The organism is Cypionkella sinensis (assembly GCF_042646385.1).
GTDB lineage: Bacteria > Pseudomonadota > Alphaproteobacteria > Rhodobacterales > Rhodobacteraceae > Cypionkella > Cypionkella sinensis.
Genome location: NZ_JBHRTO010000001.1, coordinates 536,891 through 555,572 on the forward strand (window position 1 = coordinate 536,891; position 18,682 = coordinate 555,572).

Below are 18,682 nucleotides of genomic sequence, written 5' to 3' on the forward strand. Positions count from 1 at the left end.
AAACTCTGTCGCACCGGACTTGATCCGGGGCCTCCGGTCACAGCACGAGTCCCCGGATCAAGTCCGAGGCGGCGATGGTTTAGCCGCGTGCCGGATCGCTGCGCAGGAACCGCTTTGCCAGCATCCGCGTCAGCTTGCGGTGGGCTTTTGACACCCGCTGGCGCAGATGCATTGCGGCAAACACCGGCTGGTCGATCGCATCGACATCCGCCACATATTTGAACCGTCCCGTCGCCACCATTTCGGCGGCCTTTTCGGCCATGACAAACCCTGACCCGCCCATCGCCAACAACAGCGAGGCGATGGTGGAACTTTGCCCCACCGACAACGGCGCGCCGATCAATTCGGGCAAAGCGGTGCGATGCGCCTGCTCAAACGCCGCCGAGAAATGGCCCGAGATATAGGTCTCGGGTTTGATCTCAGCGCGGGTTTCGGCATCGGAACTGATCAGCCGATAGGGCAGGTCGGCCAGCGTGACGAAATGCAGATCGGGATGCGGTTTGGGGGTGAACAGCACGGCGAAATCATGCACGCCTGCGACAATATCGGCGCACATCTGCGCCGAATAATCCGGCTCGATATAGAATGCCATCTGCGGGAACATCCGCCGGAAATCGGCCAGAAGATCACCGATATAGGCATCGGCCAGATCGTTCTGGATGCCAATCCGCATGATCGCCGCAGCCTCGCCCGTGGGGGCCACCGCACGCTTGGCCTCGTTCCAATCCCGGCGCAGCATCCGGGCATGGGTTTCAAACCGCAAACCCTCGGTGGTCAGGTCCGTGCCCGCGCGTGACCTTGTGAACAACCGCACGCCTACCGCCGCCTCAAGCGTCTGCACGCGGGCCGAAACGGTGGATTGAGTCACATCCAGCCGCTCGGCGGTACGGTGAAAGCTGCGGGTTTCCACAAGGTCAAGGAAGGTATCAAGAAGTTCGATTTGCATGGGTCCGCTCCGCCGTTCGTCCGCAGTTATGATCTGATCGGTTCATTCGATCAATAGCGCAGCTTTGGGGGAATTGAAACCCTAAAGCCGCCGCCCGATAACAGGGCGGCAAAGACCCCGGAGTGAGCATGTCAGATTTTCCGAAAACCGCGCGCGTTGTCATCATTGGGGGCGGCGCTGTTGGGGCATCCAGCCTCTATCATCTGTGCAAAGCGGGCTGGACCGATTGCGTTCTGCTGGAAAAGAACGAGTTGACCGCAGGCAGCACCTGGCATGCCGCGGGCAATGTGCCGACGTTTTCGTCGTCGTGGTCGATCATGAACATGCAGCGCTATTCGGCCGAGCTTTACCGTGGCTTGGGCGAGGCGGTGGATTACCCGATGAACTACAACGTCACCGGCTCTGTCCGCTTGGCCCACACCCCCGAACGCCTGCAGGAATTTGAGCGGGTTGTCGGCATGGGCCGCTATCAGGGCATGGATCTGAAGATCCTGACGCCGGATCAGATTGCCGAAGTTTACCCCTTCATCGCCACGCATGATCTGGTGGGCGCGCTCTATGACCCCTACGACGGTGATATTGACCCGGCGCAGTTGACGCAGGCCCTCGCGAAAGGCGCGCGTCAGATGGGCGCGCGCATTGAACGTTTCTGCCCCGCAACTGGCGTGCGGCGCGAAGGCGATGAATGGGTGGTGGAAACCCACAAGGGCGACATTCGCTGCGAAATCGTCGTCAACGCCGCGGGTTACTATGCGCGCGAGGTCGGCAAATGGTTTGGCCGCGATGTGCCGATGATGGTGATGAGCCACCAATACATGCTGTTCGACACCATCCCCGAGGTCGAGGCCCGCACCAAGGCCGTTGGCCACAAGCTGCCGCTGTTGCGCGATGTCGACAGCAGCTACTATCTGCGGCAAGAGAAAAACGGCTTCAATCTTGGCCCCTATGAGGGCAACTGCAAGGCGCATTGGATCAGCAAGGATGATCCGTTCCCGGAAGACTTCAGCTTCCAGCTCTTCCCGGATGATCTGGAGCGGTTGGAGTGGCACATCAACGACGCCATGGCGCGGGTGCCCTTGCTGGCGACAGCACCCCTGACCAAGGTGATCAACGGCCCGATCCCCTACACCCCCGACGGCAACCCGCTGATCGGCCCGATGCCGGGCGTGCCGAATGCGTTCGAGGCTTGCGTATTCACCTTTGGCATTTGCCAAGCGGGTGGCGCGGGCAAGGTCTTGGCCGAATGGATCACCCAAGGCGCGACGGAATGGGATATGTGGTCTTGCGATCCGCGCCGCTTCACCGGGTTTGAGGATCAGGACTACTGCATCGCCAAGGGGATGGAGGTTTACGGCCACGAATACGCCATCCACTTCCCGCATCACGTCTGGGGCGAAGGGCGGGGCAAAAAACTGTCGCCGCTGCACGAGCGCACTGCGGCTTTGGGCGCGCAATTCGGCCCTTTCAACGGCTGGGAACGCCCGTTGTGGTATGCCCGCCCGGGTGACGATACGTCCGAGGCTGCGCAGCGCACTTGGGCGCGCAAGGGCCCGTGGTTCGATGCGGTGAAGGCCGAATGTGAAGCCGTGCGCGATGGCGTGGGCGTGCTGGATCTGCCGGGGTTCTCGCGATTCGAGGTTGAAGGCGCGGGGGCGGCGGATTGGCTTGCCGGCCGGATTTCGGGCGCTTTGCCGAAAGTCGGCCGCATGGGTCTGGCCTATTTCCCCGACGACAAGGGCCGGATTGTCACCGAAATGTCGGTGGTGCGGCGCGAAGAGGATGCGTTCACGCTGATCACTGCCGCCGTGGCGCAAAGCCACGATGGCGACTGGCTGCGCCGCGATCTGCCTGCGGGGCTCAGCTTCCGTGACCGCACCAATGATTTCACCTGCCTGATCGTGACTGGGCCGAAGTCTCGGGAATTGCTGGCAGGTTTGACTGGTGCTGATCTGACCGCGCCGTGGCTGTCGGTGCAGGGTGCCGTGGTGGCAGGGCAGGATTGTGCGCTGTTCCGTGTCAGCTTTGCTGGCGAACTCGGCTGGGAAGTCCACGCCACCCCCGCCCGGATGCCCGCGATTTACGACGCCATTCTGGCGGCGGGGGCCAAGCCCTTTGGCATGTTCGCGCTGAATTCCTTGCGCATCGAAAAGGGCTATCGGGCGTGGAAGGGCGATCTTTCCACCGATTACACCCTGCTGGAAGGCGGGCTGGAGCGGTTCATCAAATTCGACAAACCGCAGGATTTCCCCGGCAAGGCAGCGCTTCTGGCGCAAAAGCAACGCGGCGTGGCGAAGCGTTTTGCGACCTTGGTGATCGACGCAGGCGATCAAGACCCGCCTTACATGTCAACGATCTGGTCGGGTGATCAGGTGGTGGGCGAGTTGACCAGCGGCTACTTTGGCCACCGCGTCGGCGCCTGCATCGGGCTTGGCATGCTGCGCGCCGATCTGAACCAGCCGGGGCAAGCGGTTGAGGTGGAGATTTTCGGCAAACGCTATCCGGCGGTGGTGCAGGCCGACGCGCCGCTGTGGGATGCAAAGAACGAGCGCATCCGCGCGTGAGCGCCCAAGCCGGGGGAGGCAAGCCCCCCCCGGACCCTCCCCAAGCGGGGGGCTAGCCCCCGACCCCCAGAGTATTTTCGCCAAGATGAAAGACAAGTGATGGCTCAGATTCCGAACAAAGCGCGGGCGGTGGTGATTGGCGGCGGCGTCTCGGGCTGCTCGGTGGCCTATCATCTGGCCAAGATGGGCTGGAGCGATGTGGTGCTGCTGGAGCGCAAGCAGTTGACCAGTGGGACGACATGGCACGCGGCAGGGCTGATCGGGCAGTTGCGTGGCAGCGCCAATATGACCCGGTTGGCGAAATATTCGGCGGATTTGTATGTGAAGCTTGCCGCAGAGACCGGGGTGGAGACGGGGATGCGGCAGGTCGGCAGCATCTCGGTGGCGTTGACCGAAGCGCGGCGCGAGGAGTTGCTGCGTCAGGCCACGGTGGCGCGGATTTTCGACGTGGATGTCACCGAAATCTCGCCGTCAGAGGTGAAAGCGATGTATCCGCATCTGAACGTGTCGGATGTGGTGGGGGCGGTGCATCTGCCGCTGGATGGCCAATGCGACCCCGCCAATATTGCCATGGCCTTGGCCAAAGGCGCGCGTATGCGGGGCGCGCAGATTTTTGAGCATACAAAAGTCACCGGCGTCACCAAGGCGAATGGCAAAGTCACCGGCGTCGATTATGTCGATGCCAATGGCGAGCCGGGCCATATCGCGACCGATGTGGTGGTGAACTGCGGCGGTATGTGGGGACGCGATCTGGCCGAGGCCAGCGGCGTCACCCTGCCGCTGCACGCCTGCGAGCATTTCTACCTGATCACCGAACCTGTTCAGGGCTTGGGCCATCTGCCGGTGCTGCGGGTGCCGGATGAATGCGCCTATTACAAATCTGACGCTGGCAAGATGATGATCGGCGCGTTTGAGCCCGTGGCGAAGCCTTGGGGCATGAACGGTATCCGTGAGGATTTCATGTTCGACACGTTGCCCGAGGATTGGGACCATTTCCAACCGATCCTTGAAGACGCGATGAACCGGATGCCGCTGTTTCAGACCGCTGGCATCCACACCTTCTTCAACGGCCCGGAAAGCTTTACCCCCGACGACCGCTATTACCTGGGTGAAGCGCCGGAGCTGGGTGGCTACTGGGTGGCGGCAGGCTATAATTCGGTCGGCATTGCCGGATCTGGCGGCGCGGGCATGGCGCTGGCGCATTGGATTGTCGAAGGCGAAGCGCCCTTCGATCTGTGGGAGGTCGATATTCGCCGCGCCCAGCCGTTCCAGAAGAACCGCAAATATCTGAAAGAACGTGTCACCGAAACCCTTGGCCTGCTCTACGCCGATCACTTCCCCTACCGCCAAGTCGCCACCGCCCGCGGTGTGCGGCGCACGCCGCTGCATGAACATCTGAAGGCGCGCGGCGCGGTGTTTGGCGAGGTTGCGGGCTGGGAGCGTGCAAACTGGTTCGCCAATGAGGGGCAGGAGCGCGAATATCGCTATAGCTGGCAGCGGCAGAACTGGTTCGAAAACCAGAAGGCCGAGCATCTGGCGGTCCGCAATGGCGTCGGCTTCTTCGATATGACCTCGTTCGGCAAAATCCGCATTGAGGGCCGCGATGCCTGCGCCTTCCTGAACAAGGTTTGCGCCGCCGAGATGGATGTGGCCGTGGGCCGCATTGTTTACACCCAGATGCTGAACCAGAAGGGCTGCATCGAAAGCGATCTGACCGTCACCCGGCTGTCGGAAACCGCCTTCCTTGCCGTGGTGCCGGGGGCGACCTTGCAGCGTGATCTGGCCTGGCTGCGCCGCCATGTGGGCGATGCTTTCGCGGTGATCACCGATATGACGGCTGCGGAATCGGTGCTGTGCGTGATGGGGCCGAAATCGCGCGATCTGATGCAGCGCGTCAGCCCGAACGATTTCTCTAACGCCGCGCATCCCTTCGGCACCATGCGCCAGATTGAGGTCGGCATGGGGATCGCGCGGGCACATCGCGTCACTTATGTCGGCGAACTTGGCTGGGAGCTATATGTCTCCGCCGATCAGACCGCGCATGTGTTTGAGGCTTTGGAAGAGGCCGGGGCCGAACTGGGGCTGAAGCTGTGCGGGCTGCACACGCTGGATTCCTGCCGGATCGAGAAAGCCTATCGCCACTTCGGCCATGACATTACCGATGAAGATCATGTGCTTGAGGCGGGTCTGGGCTTTGCGGTCTCGAAGAAAAAGCCAAGCTTCATCGGGCGCGATGCCGTGCTGGCCAAGGCCGAGGCGGGCTTGGATCGCAAGCTGGTGCAGTTCCGCTTGGCTGATCCGGCCCCCTTGCTGTTCCACAACGAAGCCGTGGTGCGCGATGGCAAGATCGTCGGCCCGGTGACGAGTGGCAACTATGGCCATTTCCTCGGCGGTGCCATCGGCCTTGGCTATGTGCCCTGCAAAGGGCAATCGGACGCCGATATCCTTGGCAGCCGCTACGAAATCGAGGTCGCAGGCGTGCGGCACGCGGCGATTGCCTCGCTTGCGCCGATGTATGATCCGAAATCGGAAAGGATCAAGGCATGACGCTGGCCGCACGGCATCAGGCGTTTTGGGATCTGCACCAGCACGGCTGCTTCGTGATCCCGAACCCATGGGATGTGGGCTCGGCGCGGATGATGGCGGCGCTGGGGGCCAAGGCTTTGGCGACCTCCTCTGCCGCGCATGCTTTCACCATGGGCCGCCCCGATATCGGCGGCGTCAGCCGGGATGAGGCTTTGGCCCATGCCGAGATACTGGTGGCAGCAACCCCGCTGCCGGTGTCGGGCGATTTCGAGAATGGCTTTGCCGATGATCCTGACGGCGTGGCCGAGACCATTCGGCTTGCCGCCGAAGTGGGCCTGTCGGGCTGTTCTGTCGAGGATACCAACCCTGCCGATGCCTCATCCTACGCCTTTGATCTGGCGCTGGAGCGCGTGCGCGCGGCCGTTGCTGCCACCCGCGCGCTGGGGCGGCCTTTCGTGTTCTGCGCCCGCGCCGATGGCGTGATGAACGGCACCTATGACCTGGCCGAGGGCATCCGACGTTTGCAGGCGTTTGAAGCGGCCGGGGCGGATCTGCTTTATTTGCCGGTGCCGCCGGGCAAGGCAGAACTGGCGCAGGTTTTGGCTGCGGTGTCAAAGCCGGTCAACGCTTTGGCGGCGGGGCCGCTGAAGACGCTTAGCGTGGCCGAACTGGCTGCGATGGGTGTGCGGCGGATTTCGACGGGCAGCCAGATCGCGCGGGCAACGCATGCGGTGATCCGGGATGCGGTGGCGGCAATGCTGGGGCAGGGGTCTTTTGCGCCCTTGGCCGCAACGATGTCGGGTGATGCGGTGGATGAGATGTTGGCGCGCGGCGCTGTTTGAAAGGTTACGGCTGGGGGCTAGCCCCCAGACCCCCAGAGTATTTGTGCCAAAGTGAAAGGGCATAAGATGAGCGATATGGCAGAGATGGGCGAAGTTTGTGAACCCGCGCGCGCGCGGCGTTCGGGGGGGCGCACCGCACGGGTGGCGTTGCGGGCTGCACCTTTGGCCGATGACGTGAGGCCGGTGCGCGGCGGTATGGCGGGCGGGCAGTATAAACCGCTGACCGACGCCGGGATTCAACAGATCCACGCCGCAGCGCTTGACGCGCTGGAGCAGATCGGCCTTTCGCAGGCCCCGCCCTCGGGCGTCAAGCTGTTGACCGAAGCCGGGGCGATTCAGGGCGACGATGGCCGCATTCGCTTCCCGCGCGCCTTGGTCGAGGATATGCTGGCCGTCGCCGCGCGTGGCATCACCCTGCACGCCCGTGATCCTAAGCATGACCTGCACCTGACCGGCAACAATGTGCATTTCGGCACAGCCGGGGCGGCGGTGCATATCGTGGACCCTGTCAGCCTTGATTATCGTGAGTCCACCGCACAGGATCTGTATGACGCGGCGCGTCTGGTGGATAACCTTGACAATATCCACTTCTACCAGCGCACGATGGTTTGCCGCGATGTGGTGGACAATCAGGAAATGGACCTGAACACGCTTTATGGTTGCCTTGCGGGCACCAAGAAACACGTCGGCACCAGCTTCTCTGACCCGTCGCATGTCGCGGCTTGTTTCGATATGATCTACACCGTGGCGGGTGGCGAAGACAAATGGCGCGAACGCCCCTTTGTCAGCAATTCCAACTGCTTCGTCGTGCCGCCGATGAAATTCGCCGAGGAATCCTGCATCACGATGGAGGATTGCATCCGCCGTGGCATGCCGATGCTGCTGCTGTCAGCAGGGCAGGCGGGGGCGACCTCTCCGGCGCCCATTGCGCTGACCATAGTGCAGGCGATGGCGGAGTGTCTTGCCGGTGTGGTCTATGCCAACGCGATCAAGAAAGGTGCGCCCTGCATCTTTGGCACTTGGCCTTTCGTGTCCGATCTGCGCACCGGGGCGATGTCGGGTGGTTCTGCCGAACAGGCGCTGCTGACCGCTGGCTGTGCGCAGATGCACCATTTCTACGACCTGCCCGGCGGCGCTGCCAGCGGCATTTCCGACAGCAAACTGCCCGACATGCAGGCCGGGTGGGAGCAGGGCATCACCAACTCGCTCGCGGGCCTCGCTGGCCTGAACATGTGCTACGAAGCGGTGGGCATGCACGCCAGCCTTCTCGGGTTCTGCCTTGAATCCCTTGTTCTGGGCGATGACCTGCTTGGTCAAGCCATGCGCTTGGTGCGCGGCATTGATGTCACCCCCGACAGCACCAGCATCGAGGCGATGAAGGAGGTCTGCCTTGGCGGCCCCGGCCATTACCTCGGCAGCGATCAGACCCTGAAACTGATGCAGACCGAATACATCTACCCCGCTGTCGGCAACCGTATGTCGCCGAAAGAGTGGAACGAGGCCGGCAAGCCGCTGCTGCTTGACGCCGCGATTGCGCGCAAGAATAGTATCCTCGCCAAGGCTGGAAACGTGATTGATCCCGAGATCGACCGCATCATCCGCGCCAAATACAACATCTACTTCCAGTGAGGATGCCATGATCTCTGCCAACATGACCAAATTCTACATCAACGGCGCGTGGGTTCAGCCGAACTCTGCCGCGCGGATGGGTGTGGAAAATCCGGCGACCGAGGAAATCGTGGCCGAAGTCGCCTTGGGCAACCAAGCCGACATTGACGCCGCCATCACCGCCGCCCGCGCCGCGTTTGATGCCTATACCGTCTGGCCGGTGCAAAAGCGCATCGACCTCGTGAAGCGCATCCTTGAGGTCTACAATTCCCGCTACGAGGATTTCGCGCAAGCCATGTCCACCGAAATGGGCGCGCCGATTGAATGGGCGCGGGGCGCGCAGGCTTGGGCAGGGCAGGTGCATATCGAGGCGACCATCAAGGCCGCCGAGGAAATGGCTTGGGAATATTCGCGCGGCACCACCCGCATCGTGCATGAAGGCATCGGCGTTTGTGCCTTGATCACGCCGTGGAACTGGCCGATGAACCAGATCGCCTGCAAAGTGGCACCTGCGCTGATCGCAGGCTGTACCATGGTGCTGAAACCGTCGGAAATCGCCCCGCTGTCGGGCGTGCTGTTCGCCGAAGTCTGCCACGAGGCGGGCGTGCCACCGGGCGTCTTCAACTTGGTGAACGGCACCGGCCCGGAGGTTGGCGCGCGGATGTCGGCGCACCCCGAGGTGGATATGGTCTCTTTCACCGGCTCGACCCGCGCAGGCACTGCTGTGGCTGCTGCCGCTGCCCCGACCGTCAAGCGTGTGGCGCAGGAGTTGGGCGGGAAATCTGCCAACATCATCCTTCCCTCGGCAGATATTGCCGCAGCGGTGGCGGCGGGCGTCAATGCCATCATGTCCAACACCGGCCAATCCTGCGACGCGCCGACCCGGATGTTCGTGCAGCGCGATCAGCAGGCGCAAGCCTTGGCCGTCGCCAAGGAAACCGCTGAGGCGATCATCCCCGGCGATCCGACGCTTACGACCACCACGATGGGGCCGCTGATCTCGAAAACCCAGTGGGAGAAGGTGCAGCGCCTGATCCAGGCCGGGATTGACGAAGGTGCAACCTTGGTCACAGGCGGCTTGGGCCGTCCCGCAGGGCTTAACCACGGCTGGTTCGCCAAGCCGACGATCTTCGGCGATGTGCAGAACGAGATGACGATTTCCAAGGAAGAAATCTTCGGACCGGTGCTGTCGATCCTGCCCTATGACACTGTGGATGATGCCGTGCGCATGGCTAATGACACGGTTTACGGCCTAGCCGCCTATATCGCAGGCCCGGTGGAAGACGCCAAACCCGTCGCCCGCCGTCTGCGTGCCGGCACCGTCAACCTGAACTACCCCGATTGGGACACGTCAGCGCCTTTCGGCGGTTACAAACAGTCGGGCAACGGCCGTGAATATGCCGATTGGGGCATCCACGACTTCTGCGAAATCAAGGGCATCGTCGGCTACGGCGACTGAGGCGCGTAAACCGGGGGCGGGTGCTGCCGCCCCCCATTCCATAGGACTTACCATGCATTACGGATACATCGGCCTCGGCAACCTCGGGGCCGCCTGTGCGGGCTGTTTGCTGAAAGCTGGCTTTCAGGTCACGGTTTACGATCTGAACCCCGCCTTGGCCGCCCCTTTGGTCGCGCAAGGCGCGGTGCTGGCCACCAGTGCCGAGGCTTTGGCGGCGTCGGTTGATCATGTGATCACCTGCCTGCCATCGCCCGCCGTGTCGGAACGGGTGCTGCGGGGTATCCTGCCGCAGATGAAGCCGGGGGCTTCGTGGCTTGAGATGTCCACCTTGGGCCGCGATGATGTGCTGAAACTTGCAGCCGTTGCCGCGGAGTCAGGTGTGCGGATGATGGAACTTCCCGTCACGGGCGGCGTGCATCTGGCCTATCAGGGCAAGATCACCATGCTGGCAGGGGGCGACAAAGACCTGTTTGATTTGCACCACGCGGCGATGCAGGCCATGGGCGACAAGATTTTCCACATGGGGCCGCTGGGATCAGCCTGTATTATCAAGGTGATCACCAACATGCTGGCCTTCATCCATCTGAAAGCCACATCCGAGGCATTGATGCTGGCCAAGCGCGGCGGGCTTGATCTGGCGCAGTCTTGGCATGCGATTGCGGCCTCGTCCGGCAACAGTTTCGTGCATGAAACCGAAGGCGCGCTGATTTTGAACGGGTCGTATGATGTGGCGTTCAACGTCGATCTGGCGCTGAAAGATCTGGGTTTTGCCTTGGGCTTTGGCAAGGAATTTGGCGTGCCGCTGGATCTCGCCTCGATGACCAACCAGACCTATATCGCGGCGAAGGCGGCCTATGGGGGCGAGGCGCAATCGCCGATGATCGCCAAGCTGCTGGAAGACCTTCTCGGCACCGATCTGCGCGCCGAAGGTTTCCCGGCACGGTTGGAATAGCGGCTTGCAGACGGGGGGACTTTTCGGCGAAACTGTTAAAAATGTCTTAAAGTCACCACCCTAAGCCTTGGAAATGGATAAAGGTTTTTTGGTCCCGAGTTGGGACCATGGAAAGAACGATGGATAGAGCCTCTCAGACCCGCGCCGCCCAACTGCTGCATCACCGCAGCGCTGGCCTGAAAAAAGGCGATCCAATCAGCCTGCCCATCGTCCCCGCCGCGACCTTCCATCTGCCCGAGGTAGCGGGGGCGAGCCATTTCTACGGCCGCAACGGCATGACCACGTGGGAGGCGGTCGAAGATCAGCTCGCCTTGCTGGAGGACGCCCCCTGCATCAGCTTCCCCTCCGGCATGGCCGCGATTTCGGCGGCCCTGATGGCCACGCTGAAAGTCGGGGCCAAGCTGATCATCCCCGCCGACGGCTACTACGTGACCCGCGTGCTGTCCGAGGGGTTTCTCGCCCCGTTCGGCGTCGAGGTGGTCGAGATTGCCACCGCCGCCTACGCCGCCCATGATTTCACCGGCGCAAGCGTGGTCTATCTGGAAACCCCGTCGAACCCAGGTCTCGACGTGATCGACATCGCCGCCGTCTCTGCCCGCGCCCGCGCAGCCGGGGCGGTGGTGATCGTGGACAACACCACCATGACCCCGTTGCTGCAACGCCCCCTCGACCTCGGTGCCGATCTGGTCGTGGCCGCCGATACCAAAGCCCCCGCAGGCCATTCCGACGTGCTGTTCGGCCATGTCGCCGGGCGGGATGCGGCCTTGATGGCCCGCGTGAAGGATTGGCGCCGCCTGTCAGGCGCTGTCCCTGGCCCGTTCGAGGCATGGCAAGTCCACCGCGGCATCGAGACGCTGGAACTCCGTCTGGAACGGATGTGCGCCTCTGCCCACGTGATCGCCGAGCGGTTGCAGGCGCATGGCGCGGTGAGAAATCTGCGCTATCCGGGTCTGGAGGGCGACGCGTCTTACCAGATTTCCAAAGCGCAGATGCAGGGATTTGGCTTTCTAATCGGCTTTGAGCTGGCAGATGAGGCCCGGGCCGAGCGGTTTCTGGCGGATTGCCGCTATATCGTGCAATCGACCAGCTTTGGCGGCACCCATACTTCGGGCGAGCGGCGTGCGCGCTGGGGTGATAAAGTTGACCCCGGCTTTATCCGGCTGTCGGTGGGGATCGAGCCGCTGGAGCCGCTGTGGAGCGCGATGGAAGCAGCGCTGAACGCCTGACGCCGCGCGATTTCTGGGACAGAAATCGGCACGGAATTTTTGTAAAATTCCGAAGCCTGTCGCGCGCGTCAGAGCAGGTTGATCAGCCGCGCAGCCTCGTCGCGCGGTGCGATCAGCGGGGCGCGGTCTTCGCCCGGAAAGAACCGCGCGCGGGTGGCGGTGGGCATCGGGGCAGGGGTTTCGATGCGCACCTTTGGGCCGATGGCAGCAGTTTCAGCAGCCCAACTGCGGGCAAGTGCGATTTGCGCCGCCTTGCTGGCACCGTAAGCGCCAAAGAATTTCTCACCCGCGCGCGGATCCTCAAAGAACATCGCCTGACCTTCGCCTGCGCGCAGTAAAGGCTCGATCATCGGGATCAGCGTGCCGGTGGCGCGGACGTTGGTGGCGATGCTTTTGTCCCAATCCTTGACATCCAGCGATCCTGCCGGGGCGAGCGGCGCTGCATGCACCGCAGTATGCGCCCAGAGGTCCAGTTTACCCCAGCGTTGATGGATCGACAGGCAAAGATGCCGCATCGCATCGTCATTGGTGACATCCATCGGCGCCAGTGTGACGGCCCCCATGCCGGGCAAGCCCAGCGTCTTGATACGGTCGTCTAGGTCTTCCAAGCCACCCACGGTGCGCGCCACTGCCACGACATGCCAGCCCCGCGCACAGAGTTGTTCGGCCATAGCGGCACCCAGTCCACGCGAGGCTCCGGTGATCAGGGCGAGGCGGTCTGTCATGGTTTGTCCTTCAAGCGCGGGTTTGGCGGTGGCGTTGGATGCCTACGGCGGGAGTATTTGAGCCAATGTGAAAGGGCAAGAGGCGGGGATAGCCGGGTGGCGAAGTTATTCCGTGGCGTTGTGGCGCACGCTCCATTCGGCCATCGCGGCGTCAAGATCGCCTTTGGCACCGATCCAATCCCAGAATTTCGGGAAATCCTGCTGCATGGTTTCGACCTGCATCTGCATGACTTTGGTCTTGTCGCGCAGGAAGTAGGTGATGTTGCTGGTGATCGTATCGACCAGATCCTCGGCAATCGCTGTGATATCGGTCTTGGGTTTGCGCAGCACGAGATTGCACAGCATGGTGTCGCGATAGGCTTTCACAAGGCCGTAGTTCTTGCGCGCGACGTAGGATTGGATAACGGCGTCACGGTCACGGGTGAGGTGGACATAGAACGGGGTGTCGCCGAAGCTGGCATCGAGCTTGCCCGTCCACCACGCGAGACGGTTGTCGACCTCGATGTGGTTGTCCGGATAGGCGAAACGGTTGGTGCCCAGCAGGTGTGTACGCGATTCGTGTTTCGCGGTGAAGTTTGTCATATGTTCGGCTGCGCGGGTGAAGGTTTTTGAGCCGCAGCGGCCGGTGCAAAGGACGAATACTTGGGTCATGGGGCCAGTTCAGCTTGGCGGGCGTGGATGATTTTCGCGACCAGCGCCGGGGGAAGGGGGTGATCCGGGGTGAACAGAACGCCGGATTTCGAGGTTTTGAAGGGGGTGCAGTCGATCTTGGCGATGATGTTGCCAGAGTGCGGATAAAGCCCGAGGTGGTGGGTGAAGGCGGCGTAGCCTGCGACCATCTTGCCTTTTGGGCCCGGTGCGCGGAAGCCAGGCATGGCGTAGGACATGCATTCGATATGGTCGGGCAGCAGGGTTTTGAGTTGGGCGCGCAGCGCTTCGGCTGCGGCCCGGAAGCTTGGCGGCAGGGCGGAAAGGTAGCTGTCTACCTCTGCGCTCATTCTGCCGCTTTCATCTGGAAGCCTTCCTCGATCTTGTCCGAAGGGGCGATCGGGTATTCGCCCGAGAAGCAGGCGTCGCAATATTTCGGCGATGCGGCATCGCGGCCCGCAGCTTCACCTGCGGCACGGTAGAGGCCGTCGAGGGTAATGAACTTGAGGCTGTTGACGCCGATCCAGTCGCGCATTTCATCCTCGGTCATCGTCGCGGCGAGGAGTTTGGAGCGTTCGGGGGTATCGACGCCGTAAAAGCATGGCCAAGCGGTGGGCGGGCTTGCGATGCGGAAGTGGACTTCGGCCGCGCCGGCCTCGAGGATCATGTCTTTGATTTTGCGGCTTGTGGTGCCGCGCACGACTGAGTCGTCGACCAGGATCACCCGTTTGCCTTTGATCAGCGCGCGGTTGACGTTGAGTTTCAGGCGCACGCCCATGTTGCGGATGGATTCCGACGGCTCGATAAAGGTGCGGCCCATGTATTGGTTGCGGATGATGCCCATGGCGTAGGGGATGCCGGATTGCTGGCTGTAGCCGATGGCGGCGGGCGTGCCGGAATCGGGCACGGGGCAAACGAGATCGGCGTCAACCGGGGCCTCTTTTGCCAATTCCACACCGATCTGACGGCGGGTTTCATAGACCGAGCGACCGCCGAGGATGCTGTCGGGGCGGCTAAAATAGACATGTTCAAAGATGCAGAACCGCGATTTGGCTGGGGTGAAGGGGCGGGTGGATTGCACCTTGCCGTCTTCGATCACCACCATTTCGCCGGGTTCGATCTCACGCACGAATTCGGCGCCAATGATGTCGAGGCCGCAGGTTTCGGAGGACAGCGCCCAAGCGGAATCGCCGATGCGGCCCAGAACCAGCGGGCGCACGCCCAGGGGATCGCGCACGCCGATCAGCTTGGTGCGGGTCATCGCCACCACCGAGAACGCGCCTTCGACCCGGCGCAGCGCGTCTTTGATGCGTTCCGAGATGTTCTTCTGGATCGAGCGCGCCATCAGGTGAATGATGCACTCGGAATCCGACGAGGATTGGAAAATGCTGCCGCGCTCGATCAACTCGCGGCGCAGGGCGGCGGCGTTGGTGAGGTTGCCGTTGTGGGCGATGGCGGCCCCGCCCATGGAAAACTCACCAAAGAACGGCTGCACGTCGCGGATGGCGGTGGCGCCTTTTGATCCGGCGGTGGAATAGCGGACATGGCCGATGGCCAAGCTGCCCGGCAGGGTTTCCATCACATCGGCTTTGGTGAAATTGTCGCGGACATAGCCAAAGCGGCGGGCCGAGTTGAAGCCGGTTTTCGGATCGTAGGAGACGATGCCGCCTGCCTCTTGCCCGCGGTGTTGCAGGGCGTGCAGGCCGAGGGCGACGAAGTTCGAGGCATCAGAGACGCCGATCACGCCGAAAATCCCGCACTCCTCCTTCAGCTTATCATCGTCGAAAGGATGGGCATAGAAGGGTTGCATGGAGCCTCCGAATCCGGGTTCGTTCGCGCCCCTCATGTAGGGCGAAAGGGGGGCAATGTCACCCCCCTGTTACCCGTCTTTATGCTGCATTGCGGCAGAGAGGCTGTGCAATCAGTTCGACGGTGCGGTTTCTGGCGCGGTCGTGGGCGCGATTTGCGGCGTTACAGTGGTTTCGCGCGCACAGGTGGCGGTCAACTCGTTATAGCGCGCTACCACCCAGTTGGGCGCATCGGTCGGCACGGCCGAGTTGATGTCGCCTTGGAACGAGGCGAAGATCTTGGCCGAGCGCGAATTATCCACCATCGGCACGGTGTTTGCGGCGACGGCGCGGTCGTATACCAGAAAGGCGATGCCGACCAGCAAGACGCCGCGCACGACGCCGAACAGAAAGCCCAGACCCTGATCCAGACCGCCCAGCACCGAGCGTTGCACCACCGAAGAGAACAGCGGCGTGAACAAAGCGGCGATGATCAGGCCGACGGCAAAGACGGCGGCAAAGCCTGCGATCAGCGACAACTCGCAGTTTTCGAGAAACTTGCCGACAGCGGGGATTTCCTTGACCAGCGGCTGCGCCTGCGCCGCGAACATGTAGGCCAGCACAGCGGCGCCGACCCAGCCGACAATCGCCATCACTTCGCGCACGAAGCCGCGCGAATAGGCGAGGATCGCCGATAGCACGATGATGCCCGCGACGCCTGCATCAACAAGGGTAAAACCTTCCATCTTCCGCTCCTAAAGGCTTAGCCCGCCCCAAACATTTCCCCGAGGCGTTAGCCGGCCCCGAACATTTCACCGACAAAGGCGGTCAGATCCGGCATTTGCCGCACCTTCATGCCCTCGACCTGCCCAAGTTTAGACCCCTTGGGCGCGATTGCCTGTGAGAAACCAAGTTTTGCGGCTTCTTTCAACCTGTTTTCGGTCTGACTGACCGGGCGGAGTGCCCCGGAAAGGCTGATTTCTCCGAATAACACTGTTTCCGGCGGGATGCTGACGTCTTCGCGGGCCGAAATCAGCGCAGCGGCGACGGCAAGATCGGCGGCGGGTTCGGTCACGCGCATCCCGCCTGCGACGTTGAGGAACACATCAAGCCCCGCAAACGGGATGCCGCAGCGGGCTTCCAGCACGGCGAGGATGGTTGAGAGGCGGCCTGAGTCGAGACCCACCACGGTGCGGCGCGGCGTGCCAAGCGGCGAGGGCGCGACAAGGGCCTGAATTTCGGTCAACACGGGTCTGGTGCCTTCGATACCTGCAAAAACCGCCGAGCCGGGGGTGGGCTGGCCGCGCTCTGACAGGAATAGCGCCGAGGGGTTAAGGACTTGTTGCAGCCCGTCGCCGGTCATCTCGAACACACCGATTTCATCCGCCGGACCGAAGCGGTTTTTCACCGCGCGCAGGATGCGGAATTGGTGGCCACGCTCGCCTTCGAAATAGAGCACGGTATCGACCATATGTTCGACGACGCGCGGGCCAGCGATCTGGCCGTCTTTGGTGACATGGCCCACGAGGATCACCGCCACGCCACGGCGTTTGGCGAAGGTCACGAGCTCGTGTGCGGCAGCACGGACTTGGGAGACCGAGCCTGGGGCGCTATCGACCGTATCGAGCCACATGGTCTGGATCGAATCGATGATCGCCAAGCCGGGGCGTTCGTTATCAAGCGTGGTCAGGATGTCGCGCAGGTTGGTTTCCGCACCCAAGGCAACGGGCGATTGTGTAAGGCCCAGACGGGCGGCGCGCATTTGCACTTGGGCAGTGGCTTCCTCGCCCGAAATATACAGGCACTTGACGCCGTGACGCGAGAAGGATGCGGCGGCTTGCAAAAGCAGGGTGGATTTGCCGATGCCCGGATCGCCGCCGACAAGGATGGCCGAGGCAGGCACAAGGCCGCCGCCCAGCACACGGTCTAATTCGTCAATGCCCGAGGATGCGCGCGGCGGCGCCTCGCCCACCGTGGCAAGGTCGGTAAGGTGGATGGCGCGGCCCTTGCCGCCCAAGGCTTTCGGGCCAGCCGACAGCGGGGCTTCCTCGACCAAGGTGTTCCAGCTGCCGCAACCTTCGCATTTGCCGATCCATTTGCGATGGGATGCGCCGCAGGTGGTGCAGGTGAAGGTGGGGGAGTTCTTGCTCATGGCTTTCCATGCCCGGAAATCGGCCCAGCCTCAAGATGTTTCCGTTTTGTGCGATATGAACAGCGACACAATGATGCAGACGGTGAACAGGTAAAGGCCCCAGCCGGTTTCAATCGTGACATAGCCGGCACCCTTGGCGATGATCAGGTAAAGGGCGATCAGGAAGACTTCGGCCATCGCAAGTTTGCCCAGGATATGCAGTGCGGGCAGGGTTTTCGGCGACAGCAAGCCAAAGTGGATCAGCGCAAGGCCAAGGGTTTTGGCGAAGGGGGCAAAGATCGCCAGAAACGTCACCAGCAGCGCAAAGGCGGGGTCGCTGCCCCAAAGGGATTGCAGCCCGGTGATCACCGAGATTTCATCCATGCCAAAGATCGGCAGCAAAGCGGCGCGCAGCAAGGGCGCGAACCATGCCACCGGGAACAGGATCAGCAGCGCGAGGTTAAGGTACTTCACAGCAAGGCCAGCGTCAGAAGGATGGCGGCAAGCGGCAGAGAAAACGCAAATCCGATCAGCCCATATCCCAGCGCGCCGATGATGCCGCCCAGCAGAAAAGTGCCCAACAGTTGCAACAGGATGCCCAGTTTGGCGCGGTCGGCATGGATCGGGGCATGAAAGGCGCGGCCATAGACGGCACGGCCGAGCTCGATGCCGACATCGGTGATCATGCCAGTCGCATGGGTGGTGCGGATGCGGGCGTACGAGATTTTGGTGATGGTGGCGTTTTGCAGGCCCATGATGAAGCACAAAAGCCCAAGGCTCAGCGGATGGGCGATGGCTTCGGGCAGCGGTGTCGCCCCCAAGGCGGCAAGGGCTGCCAGCAACGCGCCTTGCAAGCCGATGGGCAGGGAATACTGATGCGTAGGTTTGTGAGCACGACCCCAGTTGATCACGATGGCCGAACTGGCCGCGCCGCAGATGAACAGGCTAATCGCCAAAAGGCTTTGCCCGACAAGGGCAAGATTTTGCAGCACAAGGTTATCGGCGATCGCCGAAAGATAGCCGGTCATATGCGAGGTATAGCTGCCCAAGAGAATAAAGCCGCCCGCATTGGCCGACCCGGCGATGGCGGCAAGGATCAGGGCAAGCGCGCGGTCAGAGCTTGCCGCGCGGTGATGCGCTGCGATCAGCCGCGCACGGCGCAGGACCTGCGATCTGGGGCCGATGGCGCGGCTGGGCGTGGGCGTATCGGCTTGGCGATGGGGCGGGCGGGGCATGTGCGGCTCAGGTTGGTTCGCCGTGCAGTGTTACGC

At 62.4% G+C, this 18,682-nt stretch carries 16 protein-coding genes; 7 read left to right on the plus strand and 9 right to left on the minus strand.

Annotated elements, in window-relative coordinates; translation table 11 throughout:
• Window positions 1-79: 79 nt before the first annotated feature.
• Window positions 80-946, minus strand: coding sequence for a LysR family transcriptional regulator (locus tag ACFOGH_RS02655; RefSeq protein ID WP_380071497.1), 867 nt, complete (start codon window positions 944-946; stop codon window positions 80-82).
• 128 nt (window positions 947-1,074) lie between these two features.
• Between ACFOGH_RS02655 and ACFOGH_RS02660 the strand changes: the two genes are divergently transcribed.
• The 7 genes from ACFOGH_RS02660 (at window position 1,075) to ACFOGH_RS02690 (ending at window position 12,120) form a co-directional block, all read left to right on the plus strand.
• Window positions 1,075-3,507, plus strand: a complete 2,433-nt coding sequence (locus tag ACFOGH_RS02660; protein WP_380071498.1) for a GcvT family protein — start codon at window positions 1,075-1,077, stop codon at window positions 3,505-3,507.
• A 99-nt stretch (window positions 3,508-3,606) separates the two neighbouring features.
• Complete coding sequence (locus tag ACFOGH_RS02665) at window positions 3,607-6,054, plus strand: GcvT family protein (RefSeq protein WP_380071499.1); 2,448 nt, start codon at window positions 3,607-3,609, stop codon at window positions 6,052-6,054.
• Window positions 6,051-6,875 carry an isocitrate lyase/PEP mutase family protein gene (locus ACFOGH_RS02670; protein ID WP_380071500.1) on the plus strand — a complete coding sequence of 275 codons (825 nt, stop codon included), beginning with the start codon at window positions 6,051-6,053 and terminating at the stop codon, window positions 6,873-6,875. The genes ACFOGH_RS02665 and ACFOGH_RS02670 overlap by 4 nt, the downstream gene beginning before the upstream one ends.
• A 75-nt stretch (window positions 6,876-6,950) precedes the next feature.
• On the plus strand, window positions 6,951-8,504 hold the full coding sequence (locus tag ACFOGH_RS02675) for a trimethylamine methyltransferase family protein (RefSeq protein WP_380073957.1): 1,554 nt from the start codon (window positions 6,951-6,953) through the stop codon (window positions 8,502-8,504).
• Window positions 8,505-8,511: 7 nt separating this feature from the next.
• A complete protein-coding gene (locus tag ACFOGH_RS02680) occupies window positions 8,512-9,942 on the plus strand; it encodes an aldehyde dehydrogenase family protein (RefSeq protein WP_380071501.1) in 1,431 nt (476 codons plus the stop codon).
• Window positions 9,943-9,994: 52 nt separating this feature from the next.
• Window positions 9,995-10,894, plus strand: coding sequence for an NAD(P)-dependent oxidoreductase (locus ACFOGH_RS02685; RefSeq protein ID WP_380071502.1), 900 nt, complete (start codon window positions 9,995-9,997; stop codon window positions 10,892-10,894).
• A gap of 119 nt (window positions 10,895-11,013) precedes the next feature.
• Window positions 11,014-12,120 carry a cystathionine gamma-lyase gene (locus tag ACFOGH_RS02690; protein ID WP_380071503.1) on the plus strand — a complete coding sequence of 369 codons (1,107 nt, stop codon included), beginning with the start codon at window positions 11,014-11,016 and terminating at the stop codon, window positions 12,118-12,120.
• A 68-nt stretch (window positions 12,121-12,188) separates the two neighbouring features.
• Here the strand turns inward: ACFOGH_RS02690 and ACFOGH_RS02695 are convergent, their stop codons facing one another.
• The 8 genes from ACFOGH_RS02695 to ACFOGH_RS02730 all read right to left on the minus strand — a co-directional run bounded on the left by ACFOGH_RS02695 (window position 12,189) and on the right by ACFOGH_RS02730 (window position 18,646).
• The gene (locus ACFOGH_RS02695) at window positions 12,189-12,845 is read right to left on the minus strand and encodes an SDR family NAD(P)-dependent oxidoreductase (protein WP_380071504.1); all 657 of its coding nucleotides are present in this window, start codon (window positions 12,843-12,845) and stop codon (window positions 12,189-12,191) included.
• Between the two features lie 105 nt (window positions 12,846-12,950).
• Window positions 12,951-13,496 (minus strand): hypothetical protein, encoded by a 546-nt coding sequence (locus ACFOGH_RS02700; protein ID WP_380071505.1) that lies wholly within the window; start codon window positions 13,494-13,496, stop codon window positions 12,951-12,953.
• Window positions 13,493-13,843 (minus strand): iron chaperone, encoded by a 351-nt coding sequence (locus tag ACFOGH_RS02705; protein WP_380071506.1) that lies wholly within the window; start codon window positions 13,841-13,843, stop codon window positions 13,493-13,495. The genes ACFOGH_RS02700 and ACFOGH_RS02705 overlap by 4 nt, the downstream gene beginning before the upstream one ends.
• A complete protein-coding gene (gene purF, locus ACFOGH_RS02710) occupies window positions 13,840-15,303 on the minus strand; it encodes an amidophosphoribosyltransferase (RefSeq protein WP_380071507.1) in 1,464 nt (487 codons plus the stop codon). The genes ACFOGH_RS02705 and purF overlap by 4 nt, the downstream gene beginning before the upstream one ends.
• A 111-nt stretch (window positions 15,304-15,414) precedes the next feature.
• Entirely contained in the window at window positions 15,415-16,026 is a 612-nt protein-coding gene (locus tag ACFOGH_RS02715; RefSeq protein WP_380071508.1) for a CvpA family protein, read from the minus strand.
• Between the two features lie 47 nt (window positions 16,027-16,073).
• Complete coding sequence (gene radA, locus ACFOGH_RS02720) at window positions 16,074-17,432, minus strand: DNA repair protein RadA (RefSeq protein WP_380071509.1); 1,359 nt, start codon at window positions 17,430-17,432, stop codon at window positions 16,074-16,076.
• A gap of 30 nt (window positions 17,433-17,462) precedes the next feature.
• Window positions 17,463-17,885: a paraquat-inducible protein A gene (locus ACFOGH_RS02725; RefSeq protein ID WP_380071510.1), complete on the minus strand. Its 423-nt coding sequence runs from the start codon at window positions 17,883-17,885 to the stop codon at window positions 17,463-17,465.
• Complete coding sequence (locus ACFOGH_RS02730; protein WP_380071511.1) at window positions 17,882-18,646, minus strand: YoaK family protein; 765 nt, start codon at window positions 18,644-18,646, stop codon at window positions 17,882-17,884. The genes ACFOGH_RS02725 and ACFOGH_RS02730 overlap by 4 nt, the downstream gene beginning before the upstream one ends.
• Window positions 18,647-18,682 lie beyond the last annotated feature (36 nt).

Bases quoted from the DNA above. Each gene is read 5' to 3' on its own strand.
- ACFOGH_RS02655 (WP_380071497.1), bottom strand. From the start codon at position 946: ATGCAAATCGAACTTCTTGATACCTTCCTTGACCTTGTGGAAACCCGC.
- ACFOGH_RS02660 (WP_380071498.1), top strand. From the start codon at position 1,075: ATGTCAGATTTTCCGAAAACCGCGCGCGTTGTCATCATTGGGGGCGGC.
- ACFOGH_RS02665 (WP_380071499.1), top strand. From the start codon at position 3,607: ATGGCTCAGATTCCGAACAAAGCGCGGGCGGTGGTGATTGGCGGCGGC.
- ACFOGH_RS02670 (WP_380071500.1), top strand. From the start codon at position 6,051: ATGACGCTGGCCGCACGGCATCAGGCGTTTTGGGATCTGCACCAGCAC.
- ACFOGH_RS02675 (WP_380073957.1), top strand. From the start codon at position 6,951: ATGGCAGAGATGGGCGAAGTTTGTGAACCCGCGCGCGCGCGGCGTTCG.
- ACFOGH_RS02680 (WP_380071501.1), top strand. From the start codon at position 8,512: ATGATCTCTGCCAACATGACCAAATTCTACATCAACGGCGCGTGGGTT.
- ACFOGH_RS02685 (WP_380071502.1), top strand. From the start codon at position 9,995: ATGCATTACGGATACATCGGCCTCGGCAACCTCGGGGCCGCCTGTGCG.
- ACFOGH_RS02690 (WP_380071503.1), top strand. From the start codon at position 11,014: ATGGATAGAGCCTCTCAGACCCGCGCCGCCCAACTGCTGCATCACCGC.
- ACFOGH_RS02695 (WP_380071504.1), bottom strand. From the start codon at position 12,845: ATGACAGACCGCCTCGCCCTGATCACCGGAGCCTCGCGTGGACTGGGT.
- ACFOGH_RS02700 (WP_380071505.1), bottom strand. From the start codon at position 13,496: ATGACCCAAGTATTCGTCCTTTGCACCGGCCGCTGCGGCTCAAAAACC.
- ACFOGH_RS02705 (WP_380071506.1), bottom strand. From the start codon at position 13,843: ATGAGCGCAGAGGTAGACAGCTACCTTTCCGCCCTGCCGCCAAGCTTC.
- purF (WP_380071507.1), bottom strand. From the start codon at position 15,303: ATGCAACCCTTCTATGCCCATCCTTTCGACGATGATAAGCTGAAGGAG.
- ACFOGH_RS02715 (WP_380071508.1), bottom strand. From the start codon at position 16,026: ATGGAAGGTTTTACCCTTGTTGATGCAGGCGTCGCGGGCATCATCGTG.
- radA (WP_380071509.1), bottom strand. From the start codon at position 17,432: ATGAGCAAGAACTCCCCCACCTTCACCTGCACCACCTGCGGCGCATCC.
- ACFOGH_RS02730 (WP_380071511.1), bottom strand. From the start codon at position 18,646: ATGCCCCGCCCGCCCCATCGCCAAGCCGATACGCCCACGCCCAGCCGC.